At 53.8% G+C, this 24,173-nt stretch carries 29 protein-coding genes and 1 tRNA gene; 10 read left to right on the top strand and 20 right to left on the bottom strand.

Annotated features, from left to right (window positions below; all coding sequences use genetic code 11):
• Positions 1–100: 100 nt before the first annotated feature.
• Positions 101–997 (top strand): LysR family transcriptional regulator, encoded by an 897-nt coding sequence (locus ABRZ28_RS10130; RefSeq protein ID WP_319604099.1) that lies wholly within the window; start codon positions 101–103, stop codon positions 995–997.
• A 67-nt stretch (positions 998–1,064) separates the two neighbouring features.
• Here ABRZ28_RS10130 and ABRZ28_RS10135 read toward each other — a convergent pair whose 3' ends face one another.
• The 9 genes from ABRZ28_RS10135 to exuR all read right to left on the bottom strand — a co-directional run bounded on the left by ABRZ28_RS10135 (position 1,065) and on the right by exuR (position 6,672).
• Positions 1,065–2,057 carry a glutathione S-transferase family protein gene (locus tag ABRZ28_RS10135; RefSeq protein ID WP_319604100.1) on the bottom strand — a complete coding sequence of 331 codons (993 nt, stop codon included), beginning with the start codon at positions 2,055–2,057 and terminating at the stop codon, positions 1,065–1,067.
• Between the two features lie 99 nt (positions 2,058–2,156).
• Positions 2,157–2,552 carry a DoxX family protein gene (locus ABRZ28_RS10140; protein ID WP_319604274.1) on the bottom strand — a complete coding sequence of 132 codons (396 nt, stop codon included), beginning with the start codon at positions 2,550–2,552 and terminating at the stop codon, positions 2,157–2,159.
• A gap of 256 nt (positions 2,553–2,808) precedes the next feature.
• Positions 2,809–3,096, bottom strand: a complete 288-nt coding sequence (locus ABRZ28_RS10145) for a YqjK-like family protein (protein ID WP_330520194.1) — start codon at positions 3,094–3,096, stop codon at positions 2,809–2,811.
• On the bottom strand, positions 3,093–3,488 hold the full coding sequence (locus ABRZ28_RS10150) for a phage holin family protein (RefSeq protein WP_319604102.1): 396 nt from the start codon (positions 3,486–3,488) through the stop codon (positions 3,093–3,095). Before ABRZ28_RS10150 ends, ABRZ28_RS10145 begins: the two co-directional genes overlap by 4 nt.
• Positions 3,489–3,502: 14 nt before the next feature.
• Positions 3,503–3,808 (bottom strand): ElaB/YgaM/YqjD family protein, encoded by a 306-nt coding sequence (locus ABRZ28_RS10155; RefSeq protein WP_319604103.1) that lies wholly within the window; start codon positions 3,806–3,808, stop codon positions 3,503–3,505.
• Positions 3,809–3,921: 113 nt separating this feature from the next.
• Entirely contained in the window at positions 3,922–4,278 is a 357-nt protein-coding gene (locus tag ABRZ28_RS10160; RefSeq protein ID WP_319604275.1) for a DUF1090 domain-containing protein, read from the bottom strand.
• Between the two features lie 22 nt (positions 4,279–4,300).
• Entirely contained in the window at positions 4,301–4,681 is a 381-nt protein-coding gene (mzrA, locus tag ABRZ28_RS10165; protein WP_319604104.1) for an EnvZ/OmpR regulon moderator MzrA, read from the bottom strand.
• Between the two features lie 2 nt (positions 4,682–4,683).
• Positions 4,684–5,358 carry a DedA family protein gene (locus ABRZ28_RS10170; RefSeq protein WP_319604105.1) on the bottom strand — a complete coding sequence of 225 codons (675 nt, stop codon included), beginning with the start codon at positions 5,356–5,358 and terminating at the stop codon, positions 4,684–4,686.
• Positions 5,359–5,895: 537 nt separating this feature from the next.
• Positions 5,896–6,672, bottom strand: a complete 777-nt coding sequence (gene exuR / locus ABRZ28_RS10175) for a transcriptional regulator ExuR (protein WP_319604107.1) — start codon at positions 6,670–6,672, stop codon at positions 5,896–5,898.
• 294 nt (positions 6,673–6,966) lie between these two features.
• On the opposite strand from exuR, the gene uxaC reads away from it, so the two are divergent.
• Positions 6,967–8,376: a glucuronate isomerase gene (uxaC, locus tag ABRZ28_RS10180; RefSeq protein WP_330520195.1), complete on the top strand. Its 1,410-nt coding sequence runs from the start codon at positions 6,967–6,969 to the stop codon at positions 8,374–8,376.
• Positions 8,377–8,487: 111 nt separating this feature from the next.
• Complete coding sequence (locus tag ABRZ28_RS10185) at positions 8,488–9,030, top strand: YgjV family protein (RefSeq protein WP_330520196.1); 543 nt, start codon at positions 8,488–8,490, stop codon at positions 9,028–9,030.
• A 96-nt stretch (positions 9,031–9,126) separates the two neighbouring features.
• On the opposite strand, the gene sstT is transcribed toward ABRZ28_RS10185, so the two are convergent.
• Complete coding sequence (gene sstT, locus ABRZ28_RS10190; protein WP_319604110.1) at positions 9,127–10,374, bottom strand: serine/threonine transporter SstT; 1,248 nt, start codon at positions 10,372–10,374, stop codon at positions 9,127–9,129.
• A gap of 232 nt (positions 10,375–10,606) precedes the next feature.
• Positions 10,607–11,560, bottom strand: coding sequence for a TerC family protein (locus tag ABRZ28_RS10195; RefSeq protein ID WP_330520197.1), 954 nt, complete (start codon positions 11,558–11,560; stop codon positions 10,607–10,609).
• A 425-nt stretch (positions 11,561–11,985) separates the two neighbouring features.
• Here ABRZ28_RS10195 and rlmG point away from each other — a divergent pair, with 425 nt between their 5' ends.
• The 4 genes from rlmG to copM all read left to right on the top strand — a co-directional run bounded on the left by rlmG (position 11,986) and on the right by copM (position 14,924).
• Positions 11,986–13,125: a 23S rRNA (guanine(1835)-N(2))-methyltransferase RlmG gene (gene rlmG / locus ABRZ28_RS10200; RefSeq protein WP_330520198.1), complete on the top strand. Its 1,140-nt coding sequence runs from the start codon at positions 11,986–11,988 to the stop codon at positions 13,123–13,125.
• 154 nt (positions 13,126–13,279) lie between these two features.
• Positions 13,280–13,576, top strand: a complete 297-nt coding sequence (locus ABRZ28_RS10205; protein ID WP_319604113.1) for a hypothetical protein — start codon at positions 13,280–13,282, stop codon at positions 13,574–13,576.
• 224 nt (positions 13,577–13,800) lie between these two features.
• A complete protein-coding gene (spy, locus tag ABRZ28_RS10210; protein WP_319604114.1) occupies positions 13,801–14,298 on the top strand; it encodes an ATP-independent periplasmic protein-refolding chaperone Spy in 498 nt (165 codons plus the stop codon).
• 266 nt (positions 14,299–14,564) lie between these two features.
• Positions 14,565–14,924 (top strand): CopM family metallochaperone, encoded by a 360-nt coding sequence (gene copM / locus ABRZ28_RS10215; protein WP_442878686.1) that lies wholly within the window; start codon positions 14,565–14,567, stop codon positions 14,922–14,924.
• Positions 14,925–14,982: 58 nt separating this feature from the next.
• Here copM and ABRZ28_RS10220 read toward each other — a convergent pair whose 3' ends face one another.
• From ABRZ28_RS10220 to ABRZ28_RS10255, 8 genes are read right to left on the bottom strand one after another with little or no spacing between them, the layout of a single operon-like run.
• The gene (locus ABRZ28_RS10220) at positions 14,983–15,681 is read right to left on the bottom strand and encodes an enoyl-CoA hydratase/isomerase family protein (RefSeq protein WP_330520200.1); all 699 of its coding nucleotides are present in this window, start codon (positions 15,679–15,681) and stop codon (positions 14,983–14,985) included.
• Entirely contained in the window at positions 15,674–16,978 is a 1,305-nt protein-coding gene (locus tag ABRZ28_RS10225) for an LLM class flavin-dependent oxidoreductase (protein WP_330520201.1), read from the bottom strand. The genes ABRZ28_RS10220 and ABRZ28_RS10225 overlap by 8 nt, the downstream gene beginning before the upstream one ends.
• Positions 16,975–18,129, bottom strand: coding sequence for an LLM class flavin-dependent oxidoreductase (locus ABRZ28_RS10230; protein WP_319604118.1), 1,155 nt, complete (start codon positions 18,127–18,129; stop codon positions 16,975–16,977). The genes ABRZ28_RS10225 and ABRZ28_RS10230 overlap by 4 nt, the downstream gene beginning before the upstream one ends.
• A 21-nt stretch (positions 18,130–18,150) precedes the next feature.
• Positions 18,151–19,146, bottom strand: a complete 996-nt coding sequence (locus tag ABRZ28_RS10235; RefSeq protein WP_319604119.1) for an ABC transporter substrate-binding protein — start codon at positions 19,144–19,146, stop codon at positions 18,151–18,153.
• Positions 19,147–19,173: 27 nt separating this feature from the next.
• A complete protein-coding gene (locus ABRZ28_RS10240) occupies positions 19,174–19,938 on the bottom strand; it encodes an ABC transporter permease (protein WP_319604120.1) in 765 nt (254 codons plus the stop codon).
• Complete coding sequence (locus ABRZ28_RS10245; RefSeq protein ID WP_319604121.1) at positions 19,931–20,680, bottom strand: ABC transporter ATP-binding protein; 750 nt, start codon at positions 20,678–20,680, stop codon at positions 19,931–19,933. The genes ABRZ28_RS10240 and ABRZ28_RS10245 overlap by 8 nt, the downstream gene beginning before the upstream one ends.
• Positions 20,677–21,111 carry a GlcG/HbpS family heme-binding protein gene (locus ABRZ28_RS10250; RefSeq protein WP_319604122.1) on the bottom strand — a complete coding sequence of 145 codons (435 nt, stop codon included), beginning with the start codon at positions 21,109–21,111 and terminating at the stop codon, positions 20,677–20,679. The genes ABRZ28_RS10245 and ABRZ28_RS10250 overlap by 4 nt, the downstream gene beginning before the upstream one ends.
• 1 nt (position 21,112) lies before the next feature.
• The gene (locus tag ABRZ28_RS10255; protein ID WP_330520202.1) at positions 21,113–22,018 is read right to left on the bottom strand and encodes a dihydrodipicolinate synthase family protein; all 906 of its coding nucleotides are present in this window, start codon (positions 22,016–22,018) and stop codon (positions 21,113–21,115) included.
• Between the two features lie 208 nt (positions 22,019–22,226).
• On the opposite strand from ABRZ28_RS10255, the gene ABRZ28_RS10260 reads away from it, so the two are divergent.
• Positions 22,227–22,919, top strand: a complete 693-nt coding sequence (locus ABRZ28_RS10260) for a peroxiredoxin (protein ID WP_319604124.1) — start codon at positions 22,227–22,229, stop codon at positions 22,917–22,919.
• Complete coding sequence (locus tag ABRZ28_RS10265; protein WP_319604125.1) at positions 22,916–23,311, top strand: ArsR/SmtB family transcription factor; 396 nt, start codon at positions 22,916–22,918, stop codon at positions 23,309–23,311. Before ABRZ28_RS10260 ends, ABRZ28_RS10265 begins: the two co-directional genes overlap by 4 nt.
• 104 nt (positions 23,312–23,415) lie before the next feature.
• Here the strand turns inward: ABRZ28_RS10265 and ABRZ28_RS10270 are convergent.
• Positions 23,416–23,491: transfer RNA gene (locus ABRZ28_RS10270), tRNA-Ile, on the bottom strand.
• 143 nt (positions 23,492–23,634) lie between these two features.
• On the opposite strand from ABRZ28_RS10270, the gene mug reads away from it, so the two are divergent.
• On the top strand, positions 23,635–24,153 hold the full coding sequence (mug, locus tag ABRZ28_RS10275; protein ID WP_330520203.1) for a G/U mismatch-specific DNA glycosylase: 519 nt from the start codon (positions 23,635–23,637) through the stop codon (positions 24,151–24,153).
• The last annotated feature ends 20 nt before the right edge of the window (positions 24,154–24,173 follow it).

Raw genomic sequence — 24,173 nt, forward strand, 5'->3', positions numbered from 1 at the left:
TAATGGATAATATTGCTTAAACAAATAGTAATTGTGTGGACGTTGGATTGTTAGCTAGTTAATCTGGTGAGTATATTCAAAATTCCTGAATGAGTCGAAAATGTCAAAAGAACGCGCATTGACGCTGGAAGCATTGCGAGTCATGGATGCGATTGAGCGTCGGGGAAGCTTTGCGGCGGCGGCGGACGAACTGGGCCGCGTACCCTCGGCCCTCAGCTATACCATGCAAAAACTGGAAGAAGAATTGGACGTCGTGTTGTTCGATCGCTCCGGACACCGCACCAAGTTCACCAACGTCGGCCGTATGCTGCTGGATCGCGGACGTATCTTGCTGGAGGCGGCCGATAAGCTGACCTCGGATGCGGAAGCGCTGTCCCGCGGCTGGGAGACGCATTTGACCATCGTGACCGAAGGCCTCGTCCCCTGCGAGAAGCTTTTCCCTTTATTAGATAAATTATCGCTAAAAGCCAATACGCAGGTTTCCATTCTGACGGAAGTGCTGGCGGGAGCCTGGGAGCGTCTGGAACAGGGGCGGGCGGATATCGTCATTGCCCCGGATATGCATTTTCGAGCCTCTGCCGAAGTGAATACCCGTAAGCTGTATACGTTGAGAAATATTTATGTCGCCAGCCCCGATCACCCGATACACCAGGAGCCGGAACCGCTTTCCGAAGTAACCCGTGTAAAATACCGCGGTATTGCCGTTGCGGATACCGCTCGCGATCGTCCGGTATTGACCGTACAACTGCTGGATAAACAGCAACGACTGACCGTCAGCTCTATGGATGATAAACGGCGGGCGTTACTGGCCGGGCTGGGCGTGGCGACTATGCCTTATCCCCTGGTGGCTCAGGATATCGCCGAAGGGCGATTGCGGGTGATCAGCCCGGAATATTCTCTGCAAAGCGAGATTATCATGGCCTGGCGGCGTGACAGCATGGGGGAGGCGAAATCCTGGTTTTTACGGGAAATTCCCAAATTACTGAATCACGCCTGAAATTTCCCGCCGTGAACAGGAATGCAGGGAAAGACGGGATGTTTCCACGTCTTCCCTGTTGATTTATCTATTGGCCGGCGAATTTCGTTTCCCGCCCATGGGGGCTGTTCAGATCCTGCGCAGGGCCTAACGATATCACCCCGTGTGGATTGATGGTGCCGTGACTGCGGTAATAGTGGTGCCGAATGTGCGCCATATCGACGGTATCGGCCACGCCGGGCATCTGGTAGATATCGCGTAAAAAGCCATACAGATTCGGATAATCGCTTAAGCGGTATTGGTCGCACTTGAAATGCGTATGGTAGACCGGATCGAAGCGTATCAACGTCGTCCACAGCCGTAAATCGGCTTCAGTAAGATCTCTCCCCGTCAGATAACGTTGCTGTGCCAGAATCGATTCCAACCGGGACAAGGCGGCAAAAACTTCTGTGGCGGCCTCATCATAGGCCGACTGGCTGGTGGCAAAGCCGGCTTTATACACGCCGTTGTTCACCTTGTCATAGATCCAGCCGTTCAGCTCATCAATTTGGGCTTGCAGCGCCGGCGGATAGTAATCTCCCGGCTGCGCGCCGATATTGTCGAAAGCGCTGTTGAACATGCGGATGATATCAGCCGACTCGTTACTGACTATCGTATGTTTTACGGTGTCCCACAGTACCGGTACGGTAACCCGCCCGCTATAGTCGGGACTGGCGTGCAGATAAAGCTGATAGAGAAATTCATGCTGATAGAGCGAGTCGCCGGTGGCGCCGGGGAAATCGGTGCCGAATGTCCAACCCTGGTCCAGCATTAACGGGTGTACTACCGAAACGGGAATGTGCGTCTCCAGCCCTTTTAAATGGCGCATCAACAAGGTGCGATGCGCCCAGGGGCAGGCGAGGGAAACATACAGATGATAACGCCCCGACTCCGCCTGAAACCCGCCGTCGCCGGTCATGCCCGGTTTCCCGTCTGGCGTAATCCAGTGACGGAAACGTGATTCTGAACGCTTAAAACGACCGCCGGTAGATTTGGTTTCATACCAGGTGTCGTGCCATACGCCGTCAACCAGTTGTCCCATGGATCCTCCCGTTGATTAAACCATAGGGAACGGCGACAAGCGCGTAGGACTACGTCTTGTCGCCGTTCTGTTTATCGGTCTGGCAGGAAATGGTTTTCCTTACCACTTTTTGTTCAGCAGACGGTCGATACTGTATAAGCCAGGACCGGTCACTGCTAATAATAGATAACCGCCGGCGATAGTCAGGTTTTTCATAAACATGACCTGGTTGACGCCTTCCGCAAAGTTAGTGTGGAAAATCAGCGCGGTCAGTATGGTGAAAGCCACGGTGAACAGCGCCACGGTGCGGGTCAGGAAACCAAACAGGATCGCCAGACCACCGCCGAGTTCCAGCAGAATCGTCAGCGGCAACAGGAACGTGGGAACGCCCATGGCCTGCATATATTGCTGAGTCCCGGCATAAGCATCACCCAGCTTGCCATAACCCGCCACGATAAACAGAATAGGCATTAAAATACGAGCAACTAACAGAGCAATACTTTCTAAATTTTTCATCATCTCTCCAATGTATTTCTTCAACGGCTTTTATCGCCATGTGTATGTTAGTAGCAGGTGTTTAAGGAAAAATGTCCTGCCGCCAGGTCATGAGGGTAATACTATCGGGAGATGGCATAAGGTTACAGCGAGTATAATTGTCGGTTTATTTCAGAAAAATTGATGTTTGGTTTGTCGCTATAACGGACGCAAGCAAAGCGAGCGCCTAATAAAATAATAAAAGAAGGTTGCCACAGGGCAACCAGGATGCGCGCGGCTAGCGACGGGGGAGGGCGAGGGTTTTGCGAAGAAAACGAAACGTCCCCCACAAACCAATCGCGCGACGCCCCCAAAGGATTAGCCGACTGGGATGGCGTATGCCGTAAACAGCGATAAGACCGGTACCGACGACCCAATACTTTCGCCATTGCATTAAATTGCTCCAATAGCGATCGATCGGGGCGGTCGATTTCAGCAGGTATTGTTTATTCGCCGATAAATCCAGCCTTTGCTGTTGGATTTTACGTAGCAGCAGGATTTTTTCTTTATCACGCTGCTGACTCATTTGGATTCGTCCTCCAACAGCGCACGATCGGTTGCCAATTCTTTACGGGTTGATTTGAGTAGCGTCGGTCGCCGCACCTTTAGCAAGGTCCATATGCCGAGAATGAGGGATAACCCAAGCAACGCGGCGGTAATGCACCCTAATGCAAACAGGCGATATTGAGGATCGATTCCCCAAATAATCAATGCAATCAGGCTCATTAAACCAAAGGTGGCGAAAAGCAACGTCAGCCCGGCCATTATCAGCAACTGAATCAGATTGGCTTTCTCTTCTTCCAGCTCGATAACCGCCAGGCGAACGCGAGTTTCAACCATACTGACAATAATGGTGATGATGCGTTGCGCGGAGGATATGACCCCGCTAGCGGGGCCTTGTCGTTGTTTATCAGTCATAATGGTCAGGGCAATTAACGACGGGCAAGCAGGACGCCAAGTACGACGCCAACGGCTGCGCCGATCCCCACGCCGGTCCACGGATTTTCACGGACATAGTCATCCGCATATCCCACCGCTTCACGAGTATGGGTGGCGATACGATCGCCGGTATCACTCAGGCGAGAACGTGTTTCTTTCAGAGCTGTTTCAGCTTTACTGCGAAGCTTATCCAATTCCGATTTGGATTTATCGCTGGAGGAGCTTAATACTTCTTCCAGTGTATCCGCCAGTGATTTCAATTCAGCGCGTAAAATCTCGGAACTTTGGTCTTTAGCCATCTTAGATAACCTTTATGTTATAAGCCTGGGATATTAACTATAGACTAAATTTCAATTTCTGCCTGGCGATGTGTGGCAGTTAGTGCTGATAACTTATTGTATCCCTTTCATCTTTACTTTTTTTGCAACGCTTGTAATTCTTGCTCCGCTTCAGCCAGCTTTTTCTCTTTTTTCCGGATTTTTTTGGTATCGCCGTCTTGCCGGCTCTCTTCCAGCTCCCGCTGACGTTCTGCGACTTTGGCGCGCTTTTCCGCAATTTTATTCTGATGCTCGGCGGCCAGCTTTTCATCGCTGCAATTTGCTTTGACTCCATCCAGCGCGCTTTGCAATCCCGCGACACGCTGCTGATTGCCGTTTTGACGCGCATGCTCGATTTGGCGTTGAATATCCTGTTCTTTTTGTATACAGCCGCTTTGTATATTCGCCGCCTGAGCCAGCGCGTTGCCGGAAAACGCCAATACGAGGGCCATCAAATAATGTTTTTTCAATTTCTTATCCTAATTTAGACTGTTTTTGCGTCAGCTTTTGCTGCCAGAAAGGGGTCGGTGCGAGGGTTTGTTGCGTGGTGATATTCGCTTTCGGCAATGAGAGGCGCAAAATATCTCTGGCCTCCACGCTCTGCGCCGGCGACGCCAGACGTACAATCAGACTGTCCTTCGCGGGCGTGATGCTTTTTATCTCGATACCGCGTTCATTTAATCGTTGATAGATGTAGAAACCGTCGGGCAGCGCCGCGCCATGATAAAGCGGCTGGATGTGCAGCATCGCCTCATCCTGAGGACGATGCGCAACCAGCATCAGCGCGATGAGCGGCAACGCCGCCAGCAGCACAATACGCCATAATTTTTTACGGTAAAACCAGCGGGTCGACACCGTTAATTTCCTTTTCCCGCGCTAGCGGTACGCTTTTTACGCCAAAGCACAAACAGGGATCCAAACAGACCGATAAACAGCAACGCCAGCGGCAGCATCATCAGAAAAAACATCAGTTCATCTTCATATTTGCGAAAGACCGAGGTTTTCCCTAATGCAAAACCGAGCGTCACCAGAATGACCACCCACAACAGCGCGCTCATCCAGTTAAAGAACTGAAAACGGGCGTTATTTAAGCCGGACAATCCGGCAATGGTCGGTAACAGTGTACGTATAAATGCCAGAAAACGCCCAATTAATAACGCGGAAAGCCCGTGCCGATGGAAAAGCTGATGCGCCCGCTGATGATAGTGGGCGGGCAGATGCGACAGCCAGCTTTGCACTATTCGCGTATTACCCAGCCATTTTCCCTGAATATAGCTGACCCAGCATCCCAGACTGGCCGCGGTTGTCAGAAGAACGATGGTAAATGGGTAATTCATGGTGCCTTTGGCCACCAGCACGCCGACCAGAATGAGTAAGCTATCACCCGGCAAGAACGCCGCGGGTAATAAGCCATTTTCTAAAAAAAGAATTAAAAACAGTAAAATGTAGATGGTCCACACCAGTTTAGGGTCGGCTAAAACATCGAAATCTTGGAGCCAGAGTGCGTTTAACAGTTCTTTAATAATATCCATCCGGTATTCCTAATACTGCTGCATTACATTAACCCGTGGCGATGCGAGCGCTCCCGGTCGTGGTGTGGGTAGATTCGGTCTATACCGGTCATCTTTCAAGCCGCAGACGCGTTCGCTGCATGACTCGGCCCCTTCCTGCTTGTTGAAATAGTAATAGTAAATGACGCAATCCAAGGTCTTTCTTAATAATTTTTTGATTGCGTCATGTCGATGATAATACGGGGTCTGGGAGAATTTCTGCTTTTGCTTGCATCATCAGCCTATTTGGCGGAGATCCAGGCCAAATCACGCTGGGCATGAATTCTCGGCCATTGGCGCGTTTTTCCCCCAAAGCCACCAATTAAGCGTAAAAAAGACCTTCTAACTGTAACAAAACAGGTGATGCTGAGACAGGAAAATATCACAGCAATCGGGTTGATTTAAGGCATGTTATGGCGGAAATAACGATGTTTTCGCCACATTTTACACTGGCTGACAGAAGTCGACGCTTTTTGACTTTATTGCCCGCGCAAAAAACGCCGCATAGCACGACTTGCGTCAGAGTTTGTTGCCGCTGATTTGATCCAAATGGACGACCGGGTTTTCCGTAAACATATAACGATCGACATTAAATTCAAAGTCGTCGGTAGTCGCGCGAAACAGCATTTGTTTGGTGTTCTCCAGATGCTGCCACATCGCGAGTTTGGCCGCGCGAGGATCTTTACGAATCAGCGCCTTGAGGATCTCGTCGTGTTCTTCATACCAGCTATCGATCGATTTATCATCAATATGTTCGTGCAGTTTGCGCCAGTATGGGTTGTGTACGCGTTGGCTCCACATCTTTTCGACGATGGTCGCCATCGCCGAGTTTTGCGTGGACAAGGCGACCTGCACATGGAATTTCAGATCCCATTGCGAATTGCGGGAGCGGGCTTCCTGACGGGCGTGTTCCTGAATTTCCAGCAATTGCACGATATCCTGTCGGGTAACCTGCGTGGCGGCGAACTCGGCGATATTGCTTTCAATTAACTGACGGGCCTGAAGGAGTTCAAACGGGCCTGCGGCGGCGAATTCGATATCCGCGTTATGAGTCGGCAGGTTTTTCCGCTGGTTGGCAACGACATGAATGCCCGAACCTTTACGAACTTCAACATAGCCTTCCACTTCCAGCATGATGATGGCTTCACGCACCACCGTGCGGCTGACGTTCATTTCTTCAGAAATATAGCGTTCCGCAGGTAATTTCTCGCCGACCGGATAAACGCCGCTTTCGATACGCTGCTTTAACTCAGCGGCCAGTTGCCGATAGAGACGTCGGGGTTCGGTAAATTCCATGATGCCTGCTCTTAGATAGATGACGGTCCTTGTACTACGTCGGGCCTGAATGCCTATCTGGTTAATTTTCAGATGATGATTTGTTATACCACTTAAATTTCCTCAGGAATAACAGCGTTGGCGTTAAAAAGGAGATGTCACACAGAAAGAGAGCAAAAATCTGTGGTAGTGCGCCGTTTGTGAGGATTTTGCGATCATGACCTCACTAATGATATGTAAGATCCAGCATGATTGGTATGACATCTTTCTTCGGCCAGCCCATCGGGGCATACCGCGCACGGTAAGGAAAAAATTATGCCTCAGTTTCTCAGTGAAGATTTTTTGTTGGATAGCGCCTTTGCCCGTCGGTTGTATTATGACTATGCCGTCAATCAGCCTATCTTTGACTATCACTGTCATTTACCCCCGGAACAAATCGCAGAAAACTACCGCTTCAAGAATCTGTATGACATCTGGTTAAAGGGCGATCATTACAAATGGCGGGCGATGCGGGCCAATGGCGTGGCCGAGCGTTTTTGTACGGGCGATGCCGGCGACTGGGAAAAATTCGAAGCCTGGGCCGCGACCGTTCCGCATACTATCGGTAACCCCCTCTATCACTGGACGCATTTGGAACTGCGCCGTCCGTTCGGCATTACCGGCACGCTGCTGTCCCCGTCAACGGCGAAAGATATCTGGCAGCGCGGCAATGCGTTGCTGGAACGAGATGAATTCACGGCTCGCGGCATCATGCGGCAAATGAACGTGAAAATGGTGGGTACCACCGACGATCCGATTGACGACCTGCGCCATCACAAAGCCATCGCCGGGGACAGCGGTTTCCCGATTAAAGTGCTGCCGAGCTGGCGTCCGGACAAAGCGTTCAATATCGAAGCGGACGGCTTTGTTGATTACATGCATCGACTGGAAGCGGCATCCAATACTTCGATCAGTCGCTTTGGCGATCTGCGCGATGCGTTGAAAAAACGGCTGGATCACTTTGCCGCGCACGGCTGTAAAGTTTCCGATCATGGACTGGATGTGCTGGTCTACGGCGAAGCGGATGACGCTACGCTGGATGCCATCCTGTCCCGTCGCCTGAGCGGCGGCAAACCGACGGCGGAAGAAGCGGCGCAGTTTAAAACGGCCGTGCTGTTATTCCTGGGCGGCGAATACCACCGTCGCGAGTGGGTGCAGCAGTACCACATCGGCGCGCTGCGTAACAACAATAGCCGTCAGTTGAGGCTTATCGGGCCGGACACCGGTTTCGACTCCATTAACGATCTGCCGTTGGCGCAGCCCCTTTCCCGTTTGCTGGATGCGCAGGCTAAAGACAATAACCTGCCGAAAACCATCCTGTATTGCTTGAACCCGCGCGATAACGAAGTGATCGGCACCATGGTGGGTAATTTTCAGGGGGAAGGCACGCCCGGCAAGATGCAGTTTGGTTCCGGCTGGTGGTTTAACGATCAGAAAGACGGAATGCAGCGTCAACTGACCCAGCTTGCGCAACTCGGGTTATTGAGCCGCTTCGTGGGGATGCTGACGGACAGCCGCAGCTTCTTGTCTTATACTCGTCATGAATATTTCCGCCGTATTCTATGCCAGATGATCGGACGCTGGGTGGAGGACGGGGAAGCGCCAGCCGACCTGCCGCTGTTGGGTGAAATGGTTAAAAACATCTGTTTTGATAACGCTAAAAATTATTTCGCCATCGAGTTGTGAAACCGCTATGGCGCAGCGTTGTAAACTCTCTGCATTGCATTTAAAATAAAACGGCGTTTCATTTATATGACGCCGTTTGGTTTTTCGTCGTCGTTTTTATAGGCAGAGGTCATGACGCATTATTGGTTTGCCCAGTCGGTGGGGATATTGGCCTTTCTGGTCGGTATAACCATGTTCTTTAATCGCAATGACCAGAGATTCAAGATACAGCTTGCGGTCTATAGCGCGGTTATTGGTTGTCATTTTTTCCTCATGGGGGCGAATGCGGCGGGAGTCAGCGCGATGCTGAACGCCACGCGTACCGTGATAGCAATCAAAACGCATAATATCGTCGTGATGTTTGTGTTTATTTCTCTGACGCTGGTTTTCGGCCTGACCAGTCTGCGGCATGCGATGGAACTGTTGCCGATATTAGGGACGATCTCCAGCACCTGGGCGCTGTTTCGCACTTCCGGTTTAACCACGCGCTGCATGATATGGTGTTCGTCCGCATGCTGGGTCGCGCATAATATCTGGCTGGGCTCGATTGGCGGTTCGATGATTGAAGGCAGTTTTTTGCTGATGAACGGATTTAATATTATCCGTTTCTGGCGGATGCAGAAACGCGGTATCGATCCGTTTAAGGCGGAGAGAAAAGAGGCCGGCAAGGCCTGAGTTATCTTCCATCATTCCCGGACAGACGTGGACGTTCCGCCCGGTTTTCCAGGCGGCGGGATAGCCGGCGCGAGCAATGGCTATCCCTTGCCATGATTACAACGTGCTCAGCTGTTCTTGTTTCGCCAGCTTGGCCTCTTCCGCCTGACAGACCGCGGCGATAAAGATCACATCCGTTGACGAGTTCACCGCGGTTTCCGCCGAATCCTGCAAGACGCCGATAATGAAGCCGACGGCCACGACCTGCATGGCGATATCGTTGGAGATACCAAACATGCTGCAAGCCAGCGGGATCAGCAGCAGCGAGCCGCCGGCGACGCCGGAAGCGCCACAGGCGCAAATGGACGCCACGACGCTGAGCAGCAGCGCGGTGGGGATATCGACGTGAATCCCCAGGGTGTGGACGGCGGCCAGCGTCAGCACCGTGATGGTAATGGCGGCGCCCGCCATATTGATGGTGGCGCCCAGCGGGATGGCGACGGAGTAGGTGTCTTCATCCAGATTCAACTTGCGGCACAGTTCCATGTTCACGGGAATGTTGGCGGCGGAACTGCGGGTGAAGAAGGCGGTGACGCCGCTTTCGCGCAGGCAGCGCAGTACCAGCGGATAAGGATTGCTGCGGATTTTCCAGTAAACGATCAGCGGATTGATAACCAGCGCGACGAGCAACATGCCGCCGATCAGCACCGTGAGCAGATGCGCATAACCCCACAATGCGCCGAACCCGGTTTCAGCCAGCGTCGAGGCCACCAGACCGAAGATCCCCAACGGCGCGAAGCGGATAACGACGCGGACGATCACCGTGACCGCGTTGGAGGCATCGGCGATCAGGGTTTTGGTGCTTGGCGCCGCGTGACGGAACGCGACCCCTAATCCCACCGCCCACACCAGAATGCCGATGTAGTTTGCGTGCAGCAGCGCGTGGATGGGGTTAGCGATGATGCTCATCAACAGCCCTTCCAGCACTTCCACGATGCCGGTTGGCGGCGTAATGTCTTCCGCCTGCGCGTTGAGCGCCAGGGTGGAAGGGAATAGGGTGCTCAGTATCACGGCAATCAATGCCGCCGAGAAGGTTCCGATCAGGTAAAGCATCAGCACCGGGCGGATATTGGTTTTCTGGCCCTGCTGGTGGTTGGCGATGGACGCCATGACCAGCACCAGCACCAACACTGGCGCAACGGCTTTCAGGGCGCCGACGAACAGCGTGCCTAATAAACCGGCGGCAGCGGCGGCCTGGGTTGATACCGAGGCCAGAATAATGCCTGCCGCCAGTCCGATCAGTATCTGTTGAACCAGACTACCGCGAGTAATGTACTGCAAAAAACGTGACTGTTGATTTTCCATAGTATTGCCAGCAAGGCCGTTTCCGTTTGTGTGATTGTGTTTTACGGGCGTGAAATCTCTGACGGCCGTAGCGCCGGATTTCTTTCTATTCCGTAACCAAATATGTTTGCGCGTGTCAGTATATGAAAAAATGATACAAGGAGAAGAGGCAGAAACGTTTTTTCTGCCTTGTGTCGAATTTTAGCGCGGCGCCGTACAGGCATTGCTGTACGGCAAGCGTGAGGTGCGGGCGTTATCGCGCCTGGCGGCGGTTGACCCAAATATTAATCAGCATGGTGACGACCAGGATGCCGGCAACCACGCCCAACGAAACGGCGATTGGGATATGGAAGAGGTCGATCAGCATCATCTTGGCGCCGATGAATACCAGAATGACCGCCAGGCCGTATTTCAGCAGGGAGAAGCGATCCGCCACGCCGGCCAACAGGAAGTACATGGCGCGTAGACCCAAAATGGCGAACAGGTTTGAGGTTAATACGATAAAGGGATCGGTCGTCACGGCGAAAATCGCCGGGATACTGTCGACGGCGAAAATCACATCGCTGATTTCGACCAGGATGAGCACCAGAAACAGCGGCGTGGCGTACAGCAACCCGCTACGGCGAACAAAGAACCGATCGTTTTCAATGCGGTCGGTCATGCGCAAATGTCCGCGCAGCCAGCGTACCATCGGTTTGTCGCCGATGTCGTTGCCGTCTTCTTTGGCCAGCGCCATTTTGATGCCGGTAAACAGCAGAAATGCGCCGAATACGTACAGCAGCCATTGGAACTGCGTCACCAGCCAACTGCCGCCGAAGACCATCAGCGTTCGCAGAACGATCGCGCCCAACACGCCGTAAACCAGCACCCGGCGCTGATATTGCGGCGGAACGGAGAAATAGCCGAACAGCATCAGCCAGACGAATACGTTATCGACGGCCAGCGCTTTTTCAATCAGGTAACCGGTCAGGAAGGCCAGCGATTGCGTATTGGCGACCTCGCGCCCCAGCGTACCGTCCAGATACCACCAGAAGCCCGCATTGAACAGCAAAGAAAGCGTCACCCAAACAATGGACCAGACGGCGGCCTGTTTGAATGTCATTACCGTCGATCCCTTACGCCCTTGATAGAGCAGGTCGATGGCCAGCATAACGATAACAATAACGGCGAAGCTGCCCCATAACCATGGCGTGCCAATGGTGTGCATAGCAATATCCTTTAAACGAAAACAAAAACGGCCAACGTCGAAAGGCGCTGGCCGCTTATCATTAAAGCTGCAAATGCACCTCGCCTTCCGGCAAGGTCTCACTTACAACATTAATGCAGTAATCTGATTAAAGTTGCCCGGCAACCGGATGCGTGACGCACCGTAATGACGATTAACCGGCGGAAAAGTTACTCCCCTTTGCTGGTCAGACGATAGGCGAATTTATGATCCAGGTCAAATAAATATCGTCGCTATCACATCGAAGTCTGCCCATTAAGGAAAGCGTGATTTGCGCAAAATTGCAAGGTAGTGTGATCGTTGACGTACAATTAACGCTGTTTTTGCCGCGTTATCGGGTAAAAACATTTACTGGCGCGCCATTTTAAGGGATAAACAGCGCAAATTTTGTGATTCAGGAGGGGCCGATGAGCCAGCTCGAATTGGAAACGCGTAATCTGACGCTGGTGCGTTATCCTCAGGTAGCAGATAACACGGCGTTACAGGCGTGGGAAGCGGCGGATGAGTTTTTGCTGCGCGAGCTTTCATCCATGGAGGTCGCGCCTGGGCCGCGGCTGATTTTTAATGATGCCTTCGGCGCATTGGCCTGCGGATTGCAGGCTCAATCGCCGGTGAGCATCAGCGATTCTTACATGAGCCAACTGGCCACCCGGCATAACCTGGCATTGAACGACGTTAAGGCCGATGCCGTGGAACTGCTGGACAGTCTGGCGGATTTACCCGATGCGCCCGCATTGGTGGTGATCAAGATACCGAAAACCATGGCGCTGCTGGAATATCAGCTACGCAAGCTGAGAACGGTGGTCACGCCGCAGACGCGCATTATCGCAGGCGCCAAGGCGCGCGATATTCATACCTCGACATTACAGTTGTTCGAACGCATCCTCGGGCCGACAAAAACGTCGCTCGCCTGGAAAAAAGCGCGCTTGATCCATTGTGAAGTCGCGGATTTGCAAGTGGGCGGGCAGTCGCCGACGACGGTCTGGGAACTGGAAGAGTATGGTTACCGCATCCACAACTACGCCAATGTGTTTTCACGCGGCGGGCTGGATATCGGCGCGCGTTTCTTTATGCAGCATCTGCCGCGGGATATCGATGGGAAAATCGTCGATTTAGGCTGCGGCAACGGGGTGATTGGGCTGGCGGCGCTGGCGCTTAACCCGGATGCGGCCGTCAGCTTCTTTGATGAATCTTATATGGCGGTAGCGTCCAGCCGGATGAATGTTGACGTTAATCGTCCGCAGGATATGGCGCGCTGTGGATTCGCCGTCAATCACGGCTTGTCCGGCGTGGGGCGGGACAGCTTGCAGGCGGTGCTGTGTAATCCGCCGTTCCATCAGCAGCAGGCCGTCACCGATCATATCGCCTGGCAAATGTTCCTCGACTCCCGCCGTTGTCTTGAGGTCGGGGGAGAATTACGCATCGTCGGCAATCGTCATCTGGATTATTTTCACAAACTGAAGCGTTTGTTCGGCAATTGCGAAGTGATCGCCGGCAACGCAAAATTTGTCGTGCTGCGGGCGGTGAAAACCGCAACGACCCGCTAGACCGCGTGGCGGGGCGCACTCGATTGCCGATGCGCCCTGGCTCCAGTCAGCGGGATGCGAAAAAGCGCACGTATGGATAATGACTGGCTAGATTGTTTGTTGTTGGGGGAGAGTGCCATTATAATTCGCGAGATAATCAGGCGAAGGAATCTCTATGTGGATTGAAGAATTGGAGACACGACTGGACGGCGCGTTTCAGGAACTGGAGCGCAGCGTGCAGCAACAGCAGCGGATCTGGCAGCAGGATTATCAGCGTCTACAGCAGCAGTTGGCGCAGGCCAGGCAGCGTGAAACACAGCTTGACGATCAGATTAAACAGCTTGTCGCCCAGTTGAACGCGGTGGATAGTTCGCCGGAGCGAAATCCGCTGCTGCATAAAGTCAAAATTATCAGCGCCCATCTTGATGCGCTGGCAAAAGACGCGTCAGCGTTTCTCCATTCGCTGCCTTAATCTTCCCGGCGGTCTCTGTTCTGGCTGAGGGATTATGTGCGGCTTAACGTAATCCTGTCGATTTCCTGCAAATTATCTTCATCTTCTTCATATTTGCCAGAAATGTGAATGAATGGCTTGCAGATATTTACCCTTGCTCTAATTAACTGAAACTGTGGGGCCTATACTTCCTTCCGATAGCACGACAATGATCGTCAATGGTTCACCTGATAGAAGGATAAATTATGCGTAAATTAACAGCACTTCTGATCGCCTCTTCGTTGGCGTTGGGGACGGCAGGTATCGCTCACGCTGATGATGCGCCCAAAGGTCATCATGAAGCCAGAGTGGTAAAAGACGGCAAAGGCCCGCGCGGCCCGCACCATGAGGCGCCGTTCAAAGAGCTGAACCTGACCGAGGCCCAGAAACAGCAAGTGAAAGAGATTTTGCAGGCCTCTCACGACCAGGCGCGTCAATCCATCGCGGAGGAACGCCGGGAAATCCATAATCTGATCGCATCCGATACCTTTGACGCGGCAAAAGCGCAGGCGCAGTTGGATAAGGCCGACGCCGCGCGCAAAGCGCAACAGCTGAGCAGATTGGAAACCCAGAACAAGATTTATAATATTCTGACGCCTGAGCAGAAGAAGCAGTACAACGATAATTTTGAAAAACGCCTGACGCAGCCGCCAAAACCGGATGCTAAACCCTTGCCAGACGCTAAGCCATTGCCGGCTGAGTAAGCAACGGCATCATCCTCAAGACCGCCGGATTTATCCATCGCTGTGAGTTATCGCGCTGGATAGGTCCGGCGGTTTTTCTTATCGCCTGGCGAACGAAAGCCGTTTCCCGCTTGATGATGTTGTCCTCTCCTTTTCGCCTGAATCAGGTTTATCAGGCACGCGACGAATCACCGACGGATATTTTTCAGCGGGTTTTCTTGACCTTCCCCTAAGGGGAAGCCCTACCTTTAACCGGCTATCCCGAACGGCTGGAAATAGAGGTAATGATGAAGAAAATACATTTATTGATCGCGGGCGGTCTCTTGCTTCCCTTGTCTGTTTTTGCGGCCGACGGCGCGCACAGCGGCCATCATGCCGCGCATCCGACCGAGTCGCAGCAGGCTTATATGCAGGGCATGGATCAGATGCACGCCCAGATGCAGGAAGGCATGCAGTCCGGCGACCCTGACGTGGCGTTCGCCAAAGGGATGATTGCGCATCATCAGGGGGCGATAGAGATGGCAAAAACGGAGTTGAAATACGGTAAAGACCCGGAGCTACGCAAGCTGGCGGAAAATATTATCAACGCGCAGCAGCCGGAAATCGACCAGATGCAGGCCTGGTTGGCGAAGCAGAAGGAAAAGTAATCTTGCCCGGATACGGCCGATTGCGAGCCATCGGCCGCGTCCGGCGGCGGATTTTGGCTCAGGGTTTCCCCTGTTCTACCCAGAGGGCAAGATCTTCTACTGCCTGCCGGCTTAATTCCGCAGAGGGATAACCTGGCAGGCGTTGGGTATATCGGCGGATAACGCGCGCCGCGGCAGAGGAATGAAGCAGTGATTCGATAAGCGCATCGGCGCTGGATTGCAGCGCATCATCCTCCACGATACGGCTGATTAAACCAAGGCGTAGCGCCTCTTCGGCGTCGACTCGCCGTCCGGTCAGCAGCAGTTCTTCCGCCGCGCGCGGCGGAATAAAATAAGGCAGATAGGCCGCCACGATCAGCGGCGCCAGATTATGGGCAATTTCATCAAAACCAAACTGCGCGCTTTGGACGGCAAGGGAAATCGTACTGTGCAGCGCGAGTCCGGAGCCAAATCCCAGCGCCGGCCCCTGAATCAGCGCGATGCTGACGCCAGGAAAGTTGCGTAAGGCGGCATTGGCTTCAAGGATAAGTCCCAGGTTTTGACGCAGCGGGACATCAGGCAGTCGTTCACTCTGATCTCGTCCCAGCGTGAAATCATCGCCTTTCGCGTCAATCACCAGCACGTCGGCTTTTTGCTCCGCGGCCTTGCGGATGCCGGCGATAAAATCCAGCATTAACTGCCGGGTGAAGCGGTTGCCGGTCTGTGGCGTGTTCAGCGTCAGGCGGGCAACGCGATTATCAAAGCGGTAGTCAATCATTGGTATTCTCCTCGCGGTTAAGCCGCAAATTTTCTCGTAAGCTGCGCCCAGCATAGTCCTTGTGGAACAGCCCGCGTTTTTGCAATAACGGTACGACGGACTCGACAAAACGGTGCAGGCCATCAGGCAGGGAGTCGATCATCAGGTTAAAACCATCGGCCGCGTGATGACGGAACCAGTGTTCGATAACATCAGCGATCTGCTGTGGCGTGCCGATAACCTGTAAATGTCCGCCGCCATTGCGATATAACAGTTCCCGTACCGTCAGATTTTCTTCTGTCGCCAGGCGAATCGCAGCCTGGCGGAAGCCTTCAGCTCCGCGAAATTCATGATTAGCGAGGATTTTTTCCACCGGTAGCGGCTGGTCGAGGTGCAGATCATTGACGGAAATCCCCAGTCGCAACGCCAGCTTTTTCAGTTCGCTGTCGCCGCTTAGCGCATCGAGTTGCGCTTTGCGCGCCAGCGCTTCACTTTCTGTGGCGCCGATAATCGGCATCAGTCCGGGCAGAATCTTTAACTGGCGACGGTGCAACTGTGCGCGTTGTTGCATATCACGGTAAAAATCCTGCGCGCTGTTTAAGGTATTTTGCGCGGTGAATATCACATCCGCCGTGCGTGCCGCCAACGCCCGCCCTGGCGTGGAAGATCCGGCCTGGAACAGTATCGGCCGGCCTTGAGGCGAAGGCGGAAGAGTGAGCGGCCCCTGAACATTAAAATGTGCGCTCTGGTGATGAATGGCGTGGATACGCGTCGGATCAGCAAAAATGCCGTTGATTTTATCGGCGATAAGCGCATCCGGCTGCCAGCTTGCCCATAGTGCGCGCACCACATCGACAAACTCCTCCGCCCGCTGATAACGTACCTCGCCGGGCGGTAACGCCTGTTGACCGAAATTCGCCGCCACGTCGGGTACAAAGGTAGTGACGATATTCCAGCCTGCCCGTCCGTGACTGAGATGGTCCAGACTCATAAAGCGCCGAGCGAGGTTAAACGGATCGTTAAAGGTGGTTGAGGCGGTGCCGACCAGCCCGATATGTGTTGTCACCGCCGTCAGTGAGGCTAAGACCGTTACCGGATCCATCGCCCCCAGGTTGGGGCGCTGATAGGCTTCTTCACCCGCGGCCAGCGTATCGGCGAGAAACACGGCGTGGAGTTTGCCTTCTTCTGCGGTGCGGGCGATGCCCTGGTAGTAATCCCTTTGCAGGTAGGCATCTCCGGCGCGTTCGCCGTATCGCCAGGCGGCGGGATGCATCCCCAGACCCAGTACTGTGACGTTAAGAATTAATCCCTCGCTCATTGGTCGTCCCGCCTCAGACCACGGATTTTCAGCAGCGGCAGCACTTCGGCGGCGAAAAACGCCAGCTCTGGTTCATAGTCATAAAAACCGATCTGCACGCCATCAATTCCGGCCTGGTGCAGTTGCTCCAGAGCATCGGCGACGTCGGCGGGGGAACCGACAATCTGGATATGCCCGCCCAGCACGCGATCCGCCGGGTAGTGCTGCTTCCAGCCATGGGCGTCGCCACCGCTATGGCGTGCGGTGTAGGCGGCGATGGACTCTCTGTCCGCGCGTTCAACAATCGCATCACGGTATGCCAGCGCCTCTTCGCGCGTCGGACGGCAAATAATCAGTGGGAAGATAATGATTTTCGCTTCACGCCCGGTTTTGCGATATGCCGCGCGGATGCTTTCCGTATGTGCGGGCAGGGCAGGGAGCGCCTGATCCAACACCGCCCCCGCCGGACTAGACGTAAACACAATGTCCGAATGTTGTGCGGCGTAATGGAACCCCGCGGGCGAAGCGCTGGCGGAAACCATAATCGGGCGGCCATAGCGCGGGCGCGGAGAGATATATGCCTGCTGCAACTGATAATACTGGCCGTTGAACGTCAGGTTATCTTCGCCATGCCATAAGATTTCCATCACCTGGGAAAATTCGCCCGCCTGTTGATAACGCGTATCGTGGTCGGGGCGCGTCATGCCGAACATCAGCGGCTCTTTGGCATCGTAGCCGGTGACGATATTCAGTCCAAAACGGCCCTGAGCGATATGATCGGCCGTCGCCGCGAAACGCGCCAGATACAACGGGTGCAGATTGCCGTACAGCACATTTACCGTTGAAATGGTAATAATTCGTTTGGTCAGCGAGCTTAACGCCACGGTGGTAATAAAGGGATCGAGGAAATTCTCCCGGTAATGCGCTTCGCCGCCGAAACCGCCTTTTTGTACCCACTGTTGCAGGCTGAACACAAAATCAAAACCGTGGCGTTCTGCCGTCAGCGTCAGTTTTGCATTGTAGTCAAATGACCAATCCGTCTCACGAGGGTATGTGGACTGAGAGAAGCCCCCCGTCTGGGTGGGCAGAAAAAGCCCCAGCATCAGAGGCTGACGTATGGCCAGCGACAGAGGGCTGTCCGGGTAATCGAGCGGGGTGAGCTGTTTCGTCATGGTGATTTTCTCCGACAGAGGTTATTGCACGTTCCACAGCGGCGCAAAAGAGGTATCGACCACCTCGCTGAACGCAGGTAACGGCGCCTCAATGGATTTGCTTTCCAGCAACAGGTGGCCGGTTTTCTGCAATGCGCTTTCTGAAAGCTGTGGTGAGAAGGTGTGTAACTGGCGCTGTAGCGAGGTTTTGATCACCTCTACTCCTGGGTTGCCGTACTCTTTATTGGCGATCTCCGCTACCGTATTGATGTTTTCCGGCTGTACGATGTAGTGCAGCGAGGCCACCAGCGCTTTCACTACCTTATCCGCGGTATCACGATGCTCTTTCACATAGTCGCGGGTGGTTTGCAACGTGGTATAACCCAGCCCCTGGAACACATCTGGCCCCTGGCCTTTGGTGAGATCCAGCACATAATCCCATTTTCCGGAGCTTTCCACGGCGATGACATTCCACGGCTCCATGACGAACGCCGCATCGATTTCCCCGGCTTCGCCGGCGGTAAGCTGCCTGTCGGCGCCGCGAATCGGAGTCAGGATCAGATCTTTTTCCGGATCCAGCCCGGCGTCTTTGGCGATATAGCGCATGGAGACATCGGCGAAACCGCCGCGTGCCAGCGTACCGACTCGCAGTCCTTTCAGATCTTTTACCGTGGGAGGGTGATCGAGGCCCTTCAGCGCGTCACGGCGTACCACCAGCGCGCCGGCAAAATCCGTTTGCAGGTTGACGATGCTGATAATCGGCTGGCCTTTTTTCACCGCCTTAATGTTGTTTTCAAAGGCAACGTCAATGAACTGTACCGAACCGCCGATTAACGCTGCGGTGGCAGGTACGCCGCCGGCGAAATAGTCGATGGCGACGTCCAGTCCCTGTTGTTCAAAGAAGCCTTTCTCTTTAGCGATAACGATCGGTAAACCGAGCAGTGAACGATTAGATACGCCGATATGCAGCGATTCAGCCAGCGCCTGGCCCGTCAGTAGCCCAGTGAGAAGTAATGTGGCGAGAGATAATTTTTTCATTGTGGCTCCGGTTTATTAGTCAGTGAGTCAACGGGCGTGGTGACGCCAGTGTAAGAAGCGATGGGAAAGGGCGAGAAGGCCGCGATCCAGAGCGAAAGAAACCAGCATCAGCACCACCAGCGGCATCAACATTCCCGTGGTATCAAACCCACCGGCGGCTTCGTCCATCATGTAACCGATGCCTGCGCGTGCTGAGATAAACTCGCCGACGATGGCGCCGATAATGGCGAACGAGAGTGAGACCCGCAGGCCGGAAAATAGCCAGGGAATACAGTTAGGCAGCAACACCTTACGAAACAATTGCCAGCGGCTGGCGCGCAGTACCTTCATCAGATTTAACTGGATCTGATCGACGGATTTGATGCCTTCCCAGGTGTTGATCATCATCGGTACCACCACCAGCGAAAACGCCAGCAGGAATTTGGACGCAAAGCCAATGCCGACAAACATCACAATCAGCGGCGCTAGCGCTACCCGCGGCAGACAGTTCAACGCGATGATAAATGGCTCCAGCGCACTACCGATAAAGCGGCTCATGCCGAGCAGCAGCCCCAGCAATATGCCGGCTGCGGCGCCTGCCGCCAGGCCGGTTAATGCCTCCAGCAGCGTGACGCCAAGGTGGAAACTGATTTCGTTTTTCAGCAACGACTGCCAGAATGCGCTTGCCAGTTGCCACGGGCTGCTGACCCAGAAAGGGTTAAACAGTCCGCCACGCACGCCTGCTTCCCACAGAGTCAGGCCGCCGGTCAGCAACATAATCTGAATCAGCCGTATTTTTTGCCGATCATTCATGGCGTTCAGTCCCCATGCGTGCGTGCTTTTTGATGTCCTGCCAGGTGGCGCTCAGCAGTTCGTTGAAGCGGGGGGCGGTCCGCAACTGGTCAAAATTCCGTGGTCGCGGAATATCCACCTTATATTCCGCCACGACCCGACCTGGCCGGGTGCCCATCACCAGAATGCGGTCAGATAAAAAAATCGCCTCCGCCAGATCGTGGGTGACGAACAGCACGGTTTTCTTGTGCTTTTCCCAGTACTGGTTGAACATTTCCTGAATAAAAATGCGTGTCTGGGCGTCGAGGGCGCCAAAGGGTTCATCCATCAGGATCAGATCAGGTCTGGTGACCAGGGTTCTCGCCAGCGACACGCGCTGACACATGCCGCCGGAAATTTGCGCCGGATAGTGATCTTCGTAACCGGCAAGCCCCATTTCAGCAATAATCTGCTCACTACGGGCGCGAATATCCGCCTGCTCCGCTCCGATGATTTCCAGCCCCAGCGCCACATTGTCGCGCACGGTACGCCACGGCAGCAGCCCATGCTGTTGGAACATATAACCCAACGTATGAGGCGCCAGCGTGATTTCGCCCGCCTGTAGCGGGGCCAGCCCGGCGATAAAATTTAGCAGCGTGCTTTTGCCGCAACCGCTGGGGCCAACGATGCTGACAAACTCTTCTTGCGCCACATGCAGACTGACGTTTTGCAGGATCTGCTGTCCGCTGGCGGCAAAGTCCAGTGCGTCTATCTTCAGCATCATGGGGTATACCGCAATTGCCGATGGAAATACGCCAGAGCGGCTTCAGCCACCACCCTATCTTCTGCCGCCGTACCGGAGCTGACGCCGATACCGCCGACAATATCGTCCTCGACGGTGACCGGAAATCCGCCGCCAATAATCGAGAAATGTCCGCCGTTGGTAATATGGATTCCGAACGTCGGCTGCCCGGAAACGCACAACTGGTTGTAAATATGGGTAGGTTTACGGGCAGTGGCGGCGGTAAAGGCTTTATCCACCGCAATGGAAATACTGGTGATTTTGCCGCCATCCATACGACGGAAGGCAATCAAATGGCCGGATTCATCCGTTACCGCAATGCACATCGGAATATCCAGCTCCTGGGATTTCAGCACGGCCCCTTCAATCAACACATCGGCTTCGGTGATGGATAAGCGTTTAATGTTAAGCATGTTATTTCTCCTGGCGCGTTAAATCGGTGGTGTTCAGGTATTGCTCCAGACTTTCCCTATCCTGGCCGCGTAACGGCGCAAAAGGGGGATAGGGGTCACCGATAGATTCGCCCAGCCAGCACAATGCGGCTTTCATTACCGGTGTCAGACCGTGTTTCATCCACTGGGCGGGAAACACCGAAAACTGGCGCTGTAACGCGCGCGCGCGCGCGTGGTCGCCTGACTGCCAGGCGTTGATTAATTTACGCCCCAGCACGGCGGCTGGGGGCGGCATGGTGGCGCCGGAACCGCCCAACTCAAGGGTGATAAGCAACATCTGCATTGTGGTGTAATAGCGGGCCAGTCCGGCTTTATCTATTTGCTCAATAAGACGCGACACCCGGGATAAATCTCGTGAACTCTCTTTAATCCAGGCAATGCCCGGCAGGCGAGCCAGTTCGATCGTGGTATCGATGGAGACGTCCGCACCCGGCCCGGCGTTGAGGTAGAGCATGACGGGCAGGTCTGTTTCACGCAGGATATAAGAGAAGTAGTTTATCTGGTCGTCGCCGGACGGAATGCCGCCGGAAGGGCGCTGAGGCGCGAGAAGCTGTACGCCCTGCGCGCCCAGCGCAGCCGCATGGTGGGCCAGTTCCAGCGCGATACGAAATGAAGGATGAGAAATGCCGGCGACAACAGGGCGACGGCCATCGACAAACTCAATGGTTCTGGCAATCAGCCACTTACGCTGTTCCAGCGTCAGGCAGGTATATTCCTGGGCTTCTACGCCCGCGGCGATGACAACGTTGGCATCGCACTCTTCCACTACGTAGTCAATTTGACGGCGTAGCAGGGTTTCGTCGATGCGCAATTGTGCGTCGAACGGCGTCAGGGGCGGCACGATCAGCCCCGGTGTTGTGTTATGCATAGCAGGTGTTCTCAATTAAGTATTTTTATATGTATAAGGCGAAGTAACGCAGCGATGTCGCCTTTTACCTACTATCACTTAGCGATATTGATATGAAAACGACATAAAAAAGCTTTGTTTTGCTGATATATGCATAAAACAATCCCGTGACGGCTGTTTATATATATGAAATATTGAATGTGTTGAATGTATACAGAGAAAATGATTTATGATCCGGACAGAACAAGATACGCCATCGCCTGACTGTAGCATCCCGCCATTTTTGTATGATGAAGCTCCTGATTTTGTCGCCCGATCGACCCATGGCGACATCCGCCTGAGTGATTATCGCGGGCGGTGGGTGCTGTTGTTTTCACACCCTGCGGATTTCACGCCCGTCTGTACCAGTGAGTTGATCGCCTTTGCCCAGAATGTCGCGCGTTTCGAAGCGTTGAACTGCCAGTTGTTGGGATTATCGGTCGACGGGCTTTATTCGCACCTTGCCTGGCTGAATAGCATTAAGGTCAATTTCAATGTCGATATTCCTTTCCCGCTGATCGAAGACCCTTCAATGGCCGTGGCGCGGGCGTTTGGCATGTTGTCGCGTAACTCACATTCATCGGGTACGGTAAGGGGAACATTTCTTATTGATCCCAAAGGGGTTATTCAGTCGATCAACTGGTATCCCATCTCTACGGGCCGTTCAATTCAGGAGTTATTGCGCCAGCTTGAAGCGATAAAGCTCAGTTATGAGCTGCCGTATTATACGCCGGCGGAGTGGCAGCCCGGCGAGGACATTATCGTGCCGCCGCCGCGTACCGTGGAAGGCGCGCTCGCCCGGCTGGGGGATGACAATGCGCCAGACTGGTATTACAAAACCTGTACGAATCCACAATCCGCGGAAAAAGGAAACCCGCGATGATCACGGAAACTCAATGCGAAGAGATGGCGGCATTGCTGCGGCTGCTGGGGCATCCGATCCGACTGCATATTGCATTGTTGCTGCATCAACAGCCGCAAACGGTATCGGCGTTGGAAACTCAGTTGAACATTCGTCAGCCGAACCTTTCCCAACATCTGGCGGTATTGCGTGAGGCGGGGCTGGTGTATGCCACCCGTGAAGCGAAATCGGTGACCTATGCGGTGAGTGATGAGTTGCCCGCGCGCCTGATGGCAAGACTTGCCGCATTACTGGTGGAAACGTCCGTGGGCGACCCGGTAGATCCGCCCCCGCAGGCAGATGAGCCGGTTTACGCGCATCATCAAGGCGATGAACTGGTGTTTGCGACGGTACGGTTTCCGCGGAGTTCGTAACCCGCGACTGTCGTAACCGGATAGGTATCGCTATCTTGCTTGCCCGGACAAAAATCAGGACAAAAAAGGAGTCAGATGATTTCTCATCTAACTCCTTGAAATTCTGGTGGCCCCTGTTGGGTTTGAACCAACGACCAATCGATTATGAGTCGACTGCTCTAACCACTGAGCTAAGGGGCCGGACGGGCGACGATTATACGGTAATCTGTGGGGGGAGGTCTATAGCTGTTCGGCCGGATGTTTGTTTTCTATGCAGGATAGCTTGTTGTTATTATTGTCAGATTTTGCGATAACAGCGGAAAGTACGCCATAAAGGGGACGTCATGTTCATGGATATTCTGGCAACCAATCTTCAGGTCGTTTTCTGCGGCATCAATCCGGGATTATCGACCGCTCATCATGGTTATCATTTCGCCAACCCGAATAACCGGTTCTGGAAAGTGATCCATCAGGCCGGATTCACCGCACGTTTACTCAAGCCTGAAGAGGAGCGGCATCTGTTGGATAGCGGATGCGGCATCACCATGCTGGTGGATCGCCCGACGGTGGAAGCGACTGAATTGAAACGGAGTGAGCTTTCACTGGGCGGTGAAGCCGTTATTGAAAAGATAAAGCGCTATCAGCCCCAGGCGCTTGCGGTATTGGGCAAGCAAGCGTTCAGCCAGGCTTTCGGCATCAGGAAGGTTGAATGGGGGCGTCAGACGTTGACGATCGGCAAAACGCAGGTGTGGGTGCTGCCGAATCCCAGCGGACTGAACCGTGCGACGCTGGCGTCGCTGGTCGAGTCTTATCAGGCGTTGTATTTTGACGTCAGATTGCGGACCATTCAGTCCGATGAATGAAGTGAGGCTCGGATAGCCTG

It is taken from the genome of Brenneria sp. g21c3, assembly GCF_040240345.1.
GTDB lineage: Bacteria > Pseudomonadota > Gammaproteobacteria > Enterobacterales > Enterobacteriaceae > Brenneria.